The organism is uncultured Fretibacterium sp., from assembly GCF_963544685.1.
Taxonomy (GTDB): domain Bacteria; phylum Synergistota; class Synergistia; order Synergistales; family Aminobacteriaceae; genus CAJPSE01.
This window is the reverse complement of the sequence record NZ_CAUUGJ010000020.1, coordinates 1-12,003: the sequence shown is the minus strand read 5'-3', so window position 1 is coordinate 12,003 and position 12,003 is coordinate 1. Positions and strand designations below refer to the sequence as shown.

Here is a 12,003-nt window from a genome sequence, read left to right as displayed (position 1 = left end):
GCTATTTGCTGCCGAACCTCTCCTGCCAGAGCTCCAGGATGCGCTTGCGGTCCTTACCCGCCTGGACGAAGTCGATCTTCATCAGGTTGGAGTCCCGCATGGCCTGCACCGCGGGCGCCAGCTTGACGCCGGGACGGATGGGGGCCTGCGTGGTGTGGAGGGCCAGCGCCGCCTGCCCCTTCTCGGAGAGCACCCAATCCACCAGGGCCCTAGCCCCCTCGGAGTTCCGGGCTCCCTTGAAGATGGCCACGGGGGCGATGTACCACGGAACTCCGTCCTTGGGGAACGCCATCTCGACCTTGTAGCCCTCCTGCTTCAGGCGCTCGACCGTGTCGAACGGAGCCACGGCGATGCCGGCCTCTCCCAGACTCACCTTGTTGGCGGGCTCGGCGCCCCGCTTCGAGTAGTAGGGGACGTTCGCGTCGATGGCCTCGAGCAGCTTCCAGCCCTTTTCCTCCCCCATCGTTTGAAGGAGGCTCGACACCATCGAGTAGAAGGTGCCGCTCACCGCGGGGGTCGCCATGAGGAGCTCCTTCTGCAGAAGGGGGTTGGCCAGATCCTCCCAGCTCTCCGGCATCGGCAGCTTGTTCCGGGCTATGACCTCCGTGTTGCCCATGATGACGACGGCGCCCAGGGAGATGCCGCTCCAGAGGCCCTCCGCGTTATAGAACATGGGGTCGTAGGCTGCGCGCTCCGGGGAGACGTAGGGCTCCAGAAAGCCCTCCTCGGCCGCGGCGATGTAGCTGTCCAGCCCGCCGCCGAACCAGGCGTCGGCCTGAGCCTTGCCCTTGGCCGCACGGATTCGGGTCAGCACCTCGCCCGAGGACATCTCCAGGTAGTCGACCTCTATGCCCGTGTCCCGCGTGAACGCCTCCAGGATAGGCTTGATCCCCGTGTAGGCGATGAAGATGCTGATCCCCTTCCCGGCCTCGGCGGCCCAGGAGGAGAACGCGAAACAGAAGGACAGCAGAACTCCGGCGAAAACTCTCATAAACATGAAAAGACCTCCTAGAAATAGTGATGAAAACGAGCTTGCTTGAAAGAGAACATTTATTCTTCACCCTGCGACCGCACCCACGCCTCCGCGGGGACGAACGAGCTTCCGTCCCAGGCCACGGGCTCGCAGGCCCGAGCCCGGATCAGACGGATCAGATCGCTCTCGTCCCGAACAGGACCGTCGAAGCGGGTAGCGAAGCGCCCCAACCGTTCGGCCTTATGGGCGTCGCTCCCCCCAAGCCGGGCCAGCCCCAGCTCCCTTGCGGTCCTCAGAGCCTCGAGGTTGGCCTCCGGCGAAGTGCTGCCGTTGAAGCACTCGATGCCCGAGAGCGACGTGAGGCCGCGGACGAGTTCGCCCGCCCCGCGCCCGTTGTTCCGGAAAGGATGGGCTGCCACTGCAGCGCCGCCGCATCGGGACACCCAGTCCATCAGCTCCGCGGAGGTGGGGATGTCGGACGGGGCGCGATCGAGGCCGAACACGACGAAATCCCCTCCCGTGGTCAGGACCTCGATGCCCACGAACAACGGGAAACCGCACTCCCAACGCAGTGCGTCGACCTCCGCGGCGATCCCGATGGAATCGTGATCGGTGACGCACAGGCCGTCCAGCCCCATGGCCCTGGCCCTCAGCACGGCATCCCGGACCGGCATGGAGCTGTCCGGGGAGTATTCGCTCGTGTGCAGGTGCGTGTCCAGGATCATTGGCGGGCCGCCGCAGAGAACCTTGCCCGTTTCGTTTTTTCGATATTCACGATGGCTTCCTCCGTAAAGTCGTAAAATGGCGATCCGAAAGGGGGACAGGCCTTCCACTCCTGCGGGAAGAAGGGCATGAATCCACGGCAAAAATTATCGGGAGGAGGGATCAGACGGAGGCGGGAAAAGATCCGGACTCCCTCGTGCGTCCCGACCCGGACCGCGGCAAAAATGCATCACGTGCATCGCCGGGGGCGCATCACGTCTCGGGACGGCGCATGGGGAATCCTCCTTTCTCCTGAGGTTGTCCGGCGGGCTCTCCGCCGGAGGAAAGCATCGGGGAAACTCTAGCAGAAGCCGGGCCGGTCTGTCAATTCACCGGGCGCGGCGCCGGCGGGAAGCACGGAACCTCGCGCCATGCGCTCCCATCCCGCCCGGCGGGCCCGGACATTCGCCGTCCTCTTGAGTTGCTCGTTGGTCGCTTGTTTAGCTTGCTTATATATGGGCTTTTTATCTTCTCTCACCCCCTACTGTTGTATTTGGACTGTAATCCAAGGGCCTTTTTCAATTTACCTGTTGCATTTGATTTGACAATCTAGCAGTTAATAGTTGATCGTTGATATAAGCCTGTAAATGAAGCAAGTAGGTCTTTAACAGAAGTGCGCTGTGTATAATCCTCTTTCAGCATTCCGCTCAACTGATTAAAAACCAGCCCACCATGCTTTGTTCCACTGATAGGACCTATCTTGTTAAGTCTAATGGGGGACGTAATATCATCAGCCTCTTGCAAGGGATTTTCCCCGGTATAAAGCTCTGTCAAAACCAAGCCTAACTGAAACACATCAGACTCAATATGCAAAATATCTTCTTGATTAGCATACCTTACCAACTCGGGAGTTCTATATCTTCTTGGCATCGCTTTATATCCGGTTAGGTTATGCACATCTGCCATTGTGGATTCACGCAAAAGCTGTATATCGTCATCTGGATTATCAACGGGCGTATTGTTAATTTTTTTAAGCAAGCCAAAATCACCAAGGAATACGTCATTATTGTTCATAAAAATATTGTTTGGCTTTATGTCTCGATGCAAAATCATCTGCGCCTGTAAAAAATGCAATGCACTCAACAACTGACAAGTAATCTCTATTTTTCTAACGAAATCAAATTCAACATCACGTACTACATCCACAAGTGTTTGCGGCAAAAAATTGGTAACGATAAATGGAAATTTACGCCCATCAGAAAGTTCATAGATACCATCATCAATATGGCTCAGTATGGCAGGGTGTCTACATTCCTTCAAGAATTTCGTTTCTTTAAAAAAGCGTTCTTGACGCATCTCGCTTGACAAATTGTATTGTAGCTTGAGTGCAAAAATCAAGCCGTGATTATCACCAGATGTACACAATACCTTAAAGGCGATAGCATTACCACCTCTGCCAATAAATTTTATGATTTTATAGTACGCACTTTCCGAAATGATGCTTTTTCCAGGAGGCAAAAAAATACCTGTACCTTCAGGCGGCATACAATCAATCCTCCACGCCAATATTGAATAGGTATAATGAGACATTCAGAGCAAAAAGTTCACTCTTCATGTCAAAATCCTTCTCTCGCATTTGAAGCGCATCAAGCTTCAAGCCATTCTTTTCCATAAGCCGCCACTGCGTCATCTAAGTTGTGACCGGATCTCTTGAGCCTTTCAATACCCCAGTCAGCTTTGAGAACCCTTGCTCGCGGCAGCGACAAAGGAATCTGAAAAGCAAGTTTGCCTGCAAGCTCCATATCACCAACTCTGACAGCAGCCGAAACTTGTTTTGCAATCTCCTTCCGTCGCTCATCGGACATCGTGGAGACAAAGGACGACTTGAAGTTCGACATAAAGCGCACCTCCCCAAACAGTTAAACCTCTTGTACAGACCGATTTTATCACAACCCGAAGGGTAACTTCGCAGGCCGGAGCAGGCCCGGGGACACCGGGCCGAAACAGCGGGATCCATAGCCCCGCTTGTTTTCCGGCTTCTCGAGAAGCCGCGTCCCGGGGCGGCATGTCCCGTAAATCCAAATCTCCGACCCTGGTGTACAATAGCCGTAAGCCCCAAATGAAAGTTCAAACGGAAGGAGGAAGAGCCATGGCCGTATTCACATGACGCGTTTCGCATTCGCTGCACGGTGTGCACGTGTGCGCCACAGCGGGCGCTGCGAATCCGGCTCCCCGTCCCCGGCTCTTCGCTCGGAACGAACGCTCCTCCCTGTAGCCCGGCAGCCGGATCCCCGCACGGGCGGTCCCGTCCGACAAGGACAAAACCCCGCCGATGTCGCCCTGCGCTCAGCCCTCATCTCCACGGGCTGGGGCCGTGGCCCGTCCGTCCCGATCCGTCCCGTTCCCGGGATGGGCTGTTCCGTTTGGAGGTATCCCGCATGAGTGAAACGAAAAACGTACAAGACGCCGCCTGCGGCCCCGGACGGCCGGGAGCGTCCGGCAGGAAATACGCCGGAAAGGCCGTCCTCCTGATCCTGCTCGCCGCGGCGGTCGGGGCCTATTTCGTCTGGCCGCCGTACAGGGACGTCATCGACTCCATCTTCTCGGCCTTCGCAACCGGCGATTTCACCGCGGTCCGCAGCTTCGTCGAGCGTTACGGGACCATGGCCGCCGCGGTCTCCTTCCTCCTGATGGTCTTCCAGTCCATCGTGGCGCCGCTCCCGGCCTTCCTGATCACCTTCGCCAACGCCAACCTCTTCGGCTGGTGGCGGGGCGCCATCCTGTCCTGGTCCAGCGCCATGGCCGGCGCCGCGGCCTGCTTCTACATCGCCCGCATCCTCGGCCGCGACGTCGTGGAAAAGCTCTCCAGCAGGACCGGCCTGCGCTCCATCGACGCCTTCTTCGAGCGGCACGGGACCCAGAGCATCCTCATCGCCCGGCTCCTGCCGTTCATCTCGTTCGACATCGTCAGCTACGCGGCGGGCCTGACCTCCATGGGGTTCTGGTCCTTCTTCATCGCCACGGGCGTGGGGCAGCTTCCCGCGACGATCGTCTACTCCTACGTCGGAGGGATGCTGACGGGCGGGGCAAAGCTCTTCGTCACGGGGCTCCTGATCCTCTTCGCGCTCTCGATCCTGATCGTACTGCTGAAGCAGGTCTACACGGAGAGAAAAAAACGTTCCGCCCGGAGCGCCTGATGGGACGCCGTGCAAAGCCGCTGATCCTCCTGGGGATCGCGTTCGCCGTCCTCATTCTGAACCGGCATTACGGCTGGTCGGATTTTCTGTCGGGCCCGAGCGGCCTGGAGGCCCTGAGGGAAGCGGTGCGCAGGGACGTCCTGACGGCCTCGCTGATCTACATCGCGGCGACGACGGCGGGCTGCGTCCTGCTGGCCCTCCCGGGGGTGACCTTCGCGATCGTCGCCGGGCTCCTCTTCGGTCCCCTCCTGGGCACCGTCCTCTGCCTGGCCGCGGCGACGATCGGAGCGGTCCTGGCCTTCCTGGCCGGCCGCTATTTCCTCAGGGACGCCGTCGCCCCCTGGGTGGAACGCAACCGGTATCTGAAGCGCGTCCTGTTCGAGGACGTCGGCCGCAGCGGCGTCGTGCTCCTGATGATCACCCGGCTGGTGCCGCTGTTCCCCTACAACCTCCAGAACTTCGCCTACGGGATCACGGGCATCGGACTCTGGCCCTACACCCTTTACACGGCGCTCTTTCTGGCGCCCGGCGTGACCTTCTTCACCCTTGGGGCCGCGGGGCTGGGGGACGCGGAGCACCGACGCCTCTACCTGATCCTGGCCGGGGCGCTGGCCGTCCTCGTCACGACGGCGGGGCTCTATCTGCAACGGCGCTACGTCGGGAGATCCGGAGCCTGACGCCATGGGCATCCGCTCGAACGCGACGCCCCCGGCAAAGGGCCCCTTCCACCGGACCATGCGCTTTCACCAGCGTCTGGCCTTCTCGCCCCTCTTCTGCCGCGCCGTTGGGGCGGACGGTACCGTCGGCACGAAAAGGGGGCGGGCGAAACGCGTCTTCTTCCCGGGGTGCAGCCTGTCGGCCTACGCCCCGGGGCACGTCCTGGCGGCATGGCAGTACCTGCGCGAACGCATGGAGGGCGTCGGCGCGCTCCTCAAGTGCTGCGGGAAGCCGCTGAAGCTCATGGCCATGACCGGGGAGTTCCGGAGGCGATTCGACACGGTGCGGCGCGACCTCGACCTCATGGGGGCGGAGGAGGTGATCGTGGCCTGCCAGAACTGTTACTCCATCCTCCGGCACTTCGACGAGGGCCGGAGGGTGCGCTCGTTCTGGACGATCCTGGCGGAGATGGGGCTCCCCGAGGGGAGCCATGGCGGCGCACACGGCCTCGAGGTCTCGATCCAGGATTCCTGCGTCACCCGGGGCGTCCCGGAGATCTACGACGGCGTGCGCACCGTCCTCGGGGAGCTGGGGGCCACGGTCCGCGAGATGGGATATGCCCGGGACCGGGCGCGCTGCTGCGGCTGCGCCCCGATGATCGCAGCGGGCGACGCCGGGCTGGGATACGAGGCCATGAAAAAACGCGCGGCGGAGTCGCCGTGCGGGACGGTCGTCTCCTACTGCGCGTCGTGCCGCTCGGCCATGCGGACGGGGGGGCGGGAGAGCCTGCACCTCCTGGACCTGGTCTTCGGCGGAGACTGGACGGGCCGCCCCACGCCCCCGCCGGACCGGTCGCTTCGGAGCTGGCTCAACCGCTGGAGGACGAGGCAGCGTTTAGGGAAGCCTCCTCACCGGTGAGCCCGCTTCCCGACTCGATTTTGCCTCTTAATTTTGCACGATCACGACACGAGGAGGTTCCGCAAAGATGACGACGGAGAAGACGAACGCCTATTACGACGCCGACGACCTGAACCGTTTCGCGGAGATGGGGCAGTGCGCGTCCCCGCTCTGGGAGAAGTTCTCGGCGTACTACGGGGCCGTGTTCGAGGAGGGCGAGCTGACGAAGCGCGAAAAGGCGCTGATCGCCCTGGCCGTGGCCCATACCGTGCAGTGCCCCTACTGCATCGACGCCTATACGAAGAGCTGCCTGGAGAACGGCGTCAACGAGGCGCAGATGACGGAGGCCGTCCATGTGGCCTGCGCCATCCGGGGCGGCGCCAGCCTGGTGCACGGGCTCCAGATGAAGAACATCGTCGGGAGGCTCGAGCTGTGACCCTCGCTCCGAACGCGGGCCGGGACGATCCTCTGGCCTGCGTTCCCCCCTTCCGCGGCAAGCTGACCGACCCGCGGGTCGGACAGACCCTCGATCGGCTCGACGTCCTCCAGGTCAACGTCGGGCGGCTCTGCAACCTGGCCTGCAAGCACTGTCACGTCGAGGCCGGGCCGAACCGGACGGAGGTCATGTCCCGCGATACGATGGAGCATTGCCTGAGGGTCCTTGACGCCTGGGATTTTCGCACGTTGGACATCACGGGCGGCGCCCCCGAGATGAACCCCGATTTCCGGTTCCTGGTCGACCGGGGCACGGCGGCGGGCGTTCACGTCATCGTGCGGACGAACCTGGTGATCCTTCACGAGAGGGGCTACGACGATCTGCCGGAGTTCATGGCCGAGCGCGGCGTCGAGATCGTCTGCTCGCTGCCCTACTACTCGGAGCGGGACTGCGACCGCCAGAGGGGGGCCGGGACCTTCCGGAGCGCCGTCTCCATGCTCCGCAGGCTGAACGACCTGGGGTACGGGAAGGACGACCGGCTGTCCCTGAACATGGTCTACAACCCCGGCGGGGCGTTCCTCCCTCCGCCCCAGGCGGGCATGGAACGGGAGTACAAGCTCAAGCTCGGCGCAGAGCACGGGATCGTGTTCAACCGGCTGTTCACGATCACGAACAATCCCGTGGGACGGTTCGGCGCCTTCCTGGTGCGCAGCGGCAACATGACGGGCTACATGCGCCGCCTCCACGACAGCTTCAACCCCGCCGCGGCGGAGGGGATGATGTGCCGCAGCCAGCTCTCCGTGGGCTGGGACGGACGCCTTTACGACTGCGACTTCAATCAGGCCCTGGACTGGACCGTGGAGGGGACGGACCGCATCGGCGACCTGGGCGGGGACCGCCCCGCCAGGCGGAATATCCGCCTGGGCAACCACTGCTACGCCTGCACGGCGGGGAGTGGATCCAGCTGCGGCGGGGCCACGGCATGACGCGGCCCCGGAGTGCTTCGGCCGCGTCATGATCTCGATCGTCGTCCCCACCCTGAACGAACGCGCGCGCATCACGGGCCTGCTGGAGTCCCTGTCCGCCCTCCCCGGGGAGAAGGAGATCGTCGTCGCCGACGGGGACAGTACGGACGGCACGGCCGAGGCGGCCGAGGCGTCGGCCTTCGGCCGCGTCCGCGTCGTTCGCTGCGGCAGGGGCCGGGCCCTTCAGCTGAACGCGGGGGCCCGCGCCGCGCGGGGCGGCGTGCTGTGGTTCGTGCACGGGGACGCCCAAGTCGCCCCGTCGAGCCTCGCCGATATCGCGCTCACCCTTTCGGAGGGCTACGTCGGCGGGTTCTTCCGGCTCCATTTCTACGATGCGGACGACCGGTTCATGCGCTTCGTGGAGCGCACGTCCCACACGCGGGCACGGCGCTTCGGCCTGATCTTCGGGGATCAGGCCCTGTTTTTGCGGCGGGACGTCTTCGACTCGCTCGGCGGCTTCGCGCCCCTCGCCCTGATGGAGGACTGGGAGCTCGCGAGGCGCCTGCGTCCGCTGCACCGCAAAGGGCTGATCCGGGCGCTGGAGACGCCGGTGGGGACCTCGGCCCGGCGCTTCATCCGGAACGGCCGGCTGAGGACGCTGATGAAGATCCACACGATCAAGGCGCTCTACATCCTGGGGGTGCCGACCGAGACGCTGCGGACCCTCTACGAGGGGCGCCGCGGGGAGAAAGGACGCGATGCGAACCCATGACGGGGACGAAGAGGACTGAAAAAGGGGAGAAATCCGAGGCTCTGATCCTATTCTCCCGGCTGCCGATCGGCTCGGAGACCAAGACGCGCCTCTCGCCCCTGCTGGACGAAGGGCAGAGGGAGGCCCTGCACCGGAGCTTCTGGGCCGATGCGTTCGCCGCAGCCCTGGAGCTCCAAAACCGGGCGGACCTCTTCCTCTACTGGACGGGAAGCAGCCGGCCCGAGGCGTACTCCGCTCTGATCCCCGCCGCCCTCGAGCTCCGCGAACAGCGGGGCCGTACCCTCGGGGACCGGATGCTCGCCGCGGCCGGGGACGCCTTCGAGGCGGGGTACGAACGGGCGGCGATCGTCGGGACGGACATCCCCCACATGCGGCCCGACAGCATCCGCAGGGCGTTCGACCTCCTGGCGGAGGCCGATGTCGTCCTGGGCCCGACCCCCGACGGAGGCTACTGGCTCATCGGCCTGAAAAGGGCGATCCCGGAGCTCTTCGACATCTCCGCCCCATGGGGCAGCGGCGGCGTCCGGCTCGGCACGCTGGAGCGGGCCCGAGAGCTGGGCTGCGTCTGCGCGGAGACGGACCCGTACCGGGACCTCGATACCCCGGACGACCTGCACGCCTTTCTGGAGGAACGGCACCCGTACGGCTCGGCGACCCGGGCCTGTCTGGAGGGGCTGCTCGGAGGCGGGTCCGTTTAGAACGCAATTCGGCGCCTGTCGAAAACCTTGCCTGCGGATTCCGGTTTCACCTGGCGCGTCCCGCTCCCCGCGGACGGGGCCGCCCACCCGCCGACCAACCGTCGTCGGGTGGGCTCCGCTTCACTCCGCCGCCCCCGCCGTCTCCGATGCGAGGCGGTCCAGGGCCGGGTAGTCCGTCTTGCCGGAGCCCAACAGCGGCAGCTTCACCCCCGACAGGAGCTTCTTCGGGATGGCCACCTCCGCGTAGCCGGCGGCCTTCAGGTGCGCCGTCATCTCCTCCCGGGACGCGTCCTTCTTCTCCGTCACCAGGATGATCCGCTCGCCCTTCCGCTCGTCCCGGACGACGGCCATGGCGCAGCGGACGCCGGGCCACAGGCGCTCCATCTCCTCCTCCAGTGCGGTCAGGGACACCATCTCCCCGCCGATCTTGGCGAAGCGCTTGGCCCGCCCCCGGATGCTCAAAAAGCCCAGCTCGTCCAGGCGGACGATGTCCCCCGTGTCGTACCACCCGTCCTCCACCGGCTGCAGCACACCGGGCCGCTCCGAGCGGAGGTAGCCCATCATCACGTTGGGCCCCCGCAGGAAGAGCCGCCCGACGCCCTCCAGGCCGACCACGGGTTCGAGCCGTGCCTCGAGCCCCGGCAGCACCCGGCCCACCGTACCCGCGCTGCACTGCAGGGCCGTGTTCAGCGACACGACGGAGGTCTCCGTGGTGCCATACCCCTCCAGGACGCGGATGCCGAACTTCTCGCTCCACATCCGGGACGTCCGCTCCCGCAGCTTCTCCGCCCCCTCGAAGACGTAGCGCACGCTGTAGAAGTCGTAGGGGCTGGCGCTGCGGGCATAGCCGTAGAGGAAGGTATCCGTACCGAAGAGGACGGTGGCGTTGATGTCGTAGGCCACCAGAGGGATGGCCCGGTAGCTGAGGGGCGAGGGGAAGTAGAATGTGTACATCCCGCTGAGCAGGGGCATGATGGTGCCCACCACGAAGCCGAACACGTGGAACATGGGCATGGCGTTCAGCACCACGTCGCTGGGGCGGAAGTCCACGGAGGACATGAGCTGGTCCCGGTTGGCGACAATGTTCCGGTGGCTCAGGGCCACGCCCTTGGGCGTCCCCTCCGATCCGGAGGTGAAGAGCACCACCGCCTCATCGTCCGGCCCGCCGGCGGTCTCCGGCGTGGTGAAGCGCGCCCGGAACCAGGCCGTCAGCTTCGCCCTCAACCCCAGGGCCTGGGCCTCATCCTCCAGCCACAGAAACCTCAGCCCCGCGGATTCCATGGCCTCCACCAGGGCGCCGAGCTTCCCCGCCTCCACGAAACGCCGTGAGCTGATCACCGTCCGGATCTCCGCCGCCCGGCAGCAGGCCAGGGCGTTCTGCGCGCCGACGGTGCAGTTCAGCATGGCCGGCGTGTGTCCCAGCCGGGACAGCCCCAGGGCCAGGGCCGCCGTGGGCACGCTGCTGGGCATCAAGAGCCCCGCCCGCTCCCCGGGGTTGAAGCGCCCGCCGAACAGGTCTCCCAGGGCCAGAGCCGCCCTCACCATCCCGTCGTAGGTCACGGGCTTCCGGCCGATGTCCGCTGCGATGACCCGCCGCCGGCCATAGAGCCGCCGGGCGTCCAGCAGGGCGCCGAACAACGTCCGCCCGCTGTCCCGCACCTGCCACGCCGCGTCCCGAAGCAGGTCCTGGAGGAACGTCTGGGCCATGGCGCGCCGCCGACGCCCCTTCACCTCCGGCGGGATCTCCAGCTTTCGGGGCGGCAGGAAGGTCAGGGTGATCTTCGGGAACCAACGCACCGGGAACCTGCCCCGCAGGTAGGACGCATGGGAGAGCTGGGCCCCCTCGATGCGCAGGGGCAGCAGCACGGCTCCCGTCTTGTCGGCCAGCATGGCCGCACCGTCGAAGGCCCTCATCTGGCTGCCGGTGGTGGTGATACGCCCCTCGGGGAAGATGACGCAATGCTGGTCGCGCTTCAGCTCCTCGATGAGGCCCTTCAGGCCAAAGGGGTTCGTGGGGTCCACGGACCAGGTGCGGAACAGGGCCAGAAAGGGCCGCACCCACCGCCACCGGGCCACGAGGCTGTTGATGGCGAACACGGGCTCGTCGGGGATGAAGAGCGCCGCCAGGGCCGGGTCCAGCAGCGAGACGTGGTTGGGCATGATGACGGCCCGGGGCCCCGCCGCGCGGTAGTTCTCCATGCCGCGGACCTCCACGCGGAACAAAAGCCTCAGGATAAGACGTCCTGCAGCGCATATGAGCTTTTTCACCTGGCAACCTCCTTGACATCCGACGTCGGGGTCCTCATCGCTCAACCCTCGGCACCGGACGGTTCGACCTCGGAGAGCCGCAGGACCTGCCCCCGGGTCCCGTCCACGCGGACCCTGTCCCCGTCCCTCAGAACGCCGAGCACCCCGCGCACGGACATGACGGCCGGGATGCCCATCTCCCGCGCCGTCACAGCCCCGTGGGAGAGGGGGCCGCCGCTCTCCGTCACCAAGGCGCAGGCCGCGTGGAAGAGCGGCGTCCAGGCCGGGTTCGTCGTACGGGCCACCAGCACCGCCCCCGGGGGGAATGACGCGAAGTCGTCCGACGATCTGACGATGAAAACCGGACCCTCCGCCATGCCCGGACTGCCCGCAAGGCCGTTCAGCTCCCCCGCCCCTGTCTCTTATACACATCTCCGAGCCCACGAGACGGAGCTACAT

The 12,003-nt window shown here is 64.6% G+C and carries 13 protein-coding genes; 7 read left to right on the top strand and 6 right to left on the bottom strand.

Annotated elements, in window-relative coordinates; all coding sequences use genetic code 11:
• Position 1: 1 nt before the first annotated feature.
• The 4 genes from ABLA28_RS03410 to ABLA28_RS03395 form a co-directional block, all read right to left on the bottom strand.
• Positions 2-997 carry an ABC transporter substrate-binding protein gene (locus ABLA28_RS03410; RefSeq protein ID WP_299300362.1) on the bottom strand — a complete coding sequence of 332 codons (996 nt, stop codon included), beginning with the start codon at positions 995-997 and terminating at the stop codon, positions 2-4.
• Between the two features lie 53 nt (positions 998-1,050).
• Positions 1,051-1,698, bottom strand: a complete 648-nt coding sequence (locus ABLA28_RS03405) for a PHP domain-containing protein (protein WP_347712522.1) — start codon at positions 1,696-1,698, stop codon at positions 1,051-1,053.
• Positions 1,699-2,284: 586 nt separating this feature from the next.
• Positions 2,285-3,220 carry a protein kinase gene (locus ABLA28_RS03400; protein WP_347712521.1) on the bottom strand — a complete coding sequence of 312 codons (936 nt, stop codon included), beginning with the start codon at positions 3,218-3,220 and terminating at the stop codon, positions 2,285-2,287.
• 101 nt (positions 3,221-3,321) lie between these two features.
• Positions 3,322-3,573, bottom strand: coding sequence for a hypothetical protein (locus ABLA28_RS03395; RefSeq protein ID WP_347712520.1), 252 nt, complete (start codon positions 3,571-3,573; stop codon positions 3,322-3,324).
• A 540-nt stretch (positions 3,574-4,113) separates the two neighbouring features.
• Between ABLA28_RS03395 and ABLA28_RS03390 the strand changes: the two genes are divergently transcribed.
• From ABLA28_RS03390 to ABLA28_RS03360, 7 genes are all read left to right on the top strand, one after another.
• A complete protein-coding gene (locus tag ABLA28_RS03390; protein WP_347712519.1) occupies positions 4,114-4,872 on the top strand; it encodes a TVP38/TMEM64 family protein in 759 nt (252 codons plus the stop codon).
• On the top strand, positions 4,872-5,549 hold the full coding sequence (locus tag ABLA28_RS03385) for a VTT domain-containing protein (RefSeq protein ID WP_347712518.1): 678 nt from the start codon (positions 4,872-4,874) through the stop codon (positions 5,547-5,549). The genes ABLA28_RS03390 and ABLA28_RS03385 overlap by 1 nt, the downstream gene beginning before the upstream one ends.
• Positions 5,550-5,553: 4 nt before the next feature.
• Positions 5,554-6,447, top strand: a complete 894-nt coding sequence (locus ABLA28_RS03380; protein ID WP_347712517.1) for a (Fe-S)-binding protein — start codon at positions 5,554-5,556, stop codon at positions 6,445-6,447.
• A gap of 67 nt (positions 6,448-6,514) precedes the next feature.
• The gene (locus tag ABLA28_RS03375; protein ID WP_015556480.1) at positions 6,515-6,862 is read left to right on the top strand and encodes an arsenosugar biosynthesis-associated peroxidase-like protein; all 348 of its coding nucleotides are present in this window, start codon (positions 6,515-6,517) and stop codon (positions 6,860-6,862) included.
• Positions 6,859-7,848 carry an arsenosugar biosynthesis radical SAM (seleno)protein ArsS gene (gene arsS / locus ABLA28_RS03370; RefSeq protein ID WP_347712516.1) on the top strand — a complete coding sequence of 330 codons (990 nt, stop codon included), beginning with the start codon at positions 6,859-6,861 and terminating at the stop codon, positions 7,846-7,848. The genes ABLA28_RS03375 and arsS overlap by 4 nt, the downstream gene beginning before the upstream one ends.
• Positions 7,849-7,876: 28 nt before the next feature.
• Entirely contained in the window at positions 7,877-8,599 is a 723-nt protein-coding gene (locus ABLA28_RS03365; protein WP_347712515.1) for a TIGR04283 family arsenosugar biosynthesis glycosyltransferase, read from the top strand.
• Positions 8,596-9,297: a TIGR04282 family arsenosugar biosynthesis glycosyltransferase gene (locus ABLA28_RS03360; protein ID WP_347712514.1), complete on the top strand. Its 702-nt coding sequence runs from the start codon at positions 8,596-8,598 to the stop codon at positions 9,295-9,297. Before ABLA28_RS03365 ends, ABLA28_RS03360 begins: the two co-directional genes overlap by 4 nt.
• 120 nt (positions 9,298-9,417) lie before the next feature.
• Here ABLA28_RS03360 and ABLA28_RS03355 read toward each other — a convergent pair whose 3' ends face one another.
• Together ABLA28_RS03355 and ABLA28_RS03350 are read right to left on the bottom strand one after the other, a co-directional pair.
• Positions 9,418-11,565, bottom strand: coding sequence for an AMP-binding protein (locus ABLA28_RS03355; protein ID WP_347712513.1), 2,148 nt, complete (start codon positions 11,563-11,565; stop codon positions 9,418-9,420).
• A gap of 41 nt (positions 11,566-11,606) precedes the next feature.
• The gene (locus ABLA28_RS03350) at positions 11,607-11,921 is read right to left on the bottom strand and encodes a PEP-utilizing enzyme (protein ID WP_347712512.1); all 315 of its coding nucleotides are present in this window, start codon (positions 11,919-11,921) and stop codon (positions 11,607-11,609) included.
• Positions 11,922-12,003 lie beyond the last annotated feature (82 nt).